The sequence below is a fragment of the Parendozoicomonas callyspongiae genome, from assembly GCF_023502345.1.
Lineage (GTDB): Bacteria > Pseudomonadota > Gammaproteobacteria > Pseudomonadales > Endozoicomonadaceae > Sansalvadorimonas > Sansalvadorimonas callyspongiae.
Genome location: NZ_JAMFLX010000119.1, coordinates 1 through 797, shown reverse-complemented (window position 1 = coordinate 797; position 797 = coordinate 1). Strand labels below are relative to the sequence as shown.

Genomic DNA, 797 nt, shown 5'->3' with positions numbered 1-797 from the left:
AAATAAGGGGCGCCGAAGGCGTCCCTTTGATTTTCTTGTTAGAACATGATTTCACTCGGACTGAAAATATGTTTGTGCCAATCAAGTTCTGAACTATAGATATCAGGCTCTACATCAAATTTTTGAACTACGTCTAGTACCGTATCTTTGAACCATTCTGTGGCATTAGGAGCAAATGTTATAGATTCTATGAAATCGCTATCAATTTTTAAAATGATTCCAGGGTTCTTGTTTAGTGTATACGGTTCTTCTGAATTTCTATCAACAACACATAGCCTAATTTCATTTTCGTGGCGATATGATGGATGTTTAAAAAAGAGATCACTCAGCTTGCTATTGTATAGATAAGTGCATGGGACTTTTGTGTATCTAGTTGGTTCTTTTTTATAAAGTGCTTTCGGATATTCAGTTGCTTCAAAATACGATATGAAGTTGAGCATCGCTGGGTTGGATTTATATCGAGATGATTGCTGTAGGATGTTCGATAATTTATCCGTTGTAGTTTGAATCATTAGTGACTCACGATTTAAGCCATAGAGATTCCACATCGCCATAGATTCACGAGAATGCTTATACTAGCAACTTGTATATATCCATTCTTTAGCCCAGTCATTTTCCATCTTTGGGGCCGGGCCTACTTCGTCATAGTTGAACATCACTGAGGCTAGTCCCTCTAACTCATCTTCAAATAGAGATGTCTTTGGGATGAAGAACCCTCGTGAGAGCATATATATGAATTGTGGTAGTTGAATATATCTTGCGATCTTCACGTTGTACTGGATGTTCCTTAAATGTTC

2 protein-coding genes are annotated in these 797 nt (G+C 37.4%); both read right to left on the bottom strand.

Annotated features, from left to right (window positions below; all coding sequences use genetic code 11):
* Nucleotides 1–38 precede the first annotated feature (38 nt).
* A complete protein-coding gene (locus M3P05_RS20550) occupies nt 39–548 on the bottom strand; it encodes a DUF2971 domain-containing protein (protein ID WP_283777895.1) in 510 nt (169 codons plus the stop codon).
* Nucleotides 549–575: 27 nt separating this feature from the next.
* Nucleotides 576–797, bottom strand: a 222-nt coding sequence (locus tag M3P05_RS20545; protein ID WP_249702007.1) for a hypothetical protein, incomplete at its 5' end; no start/stop codon positions are given.

Bases quoted from the DNA above. Each gene is read 5' to 3' on its own strand.
- M3P05_RS20550 (WP_283777895.1), bottom strand. From the start codon at position 548: ATGTGGAATCTCTATGGCTTAAATCGTGAGTCACTAATGATTCAAACT.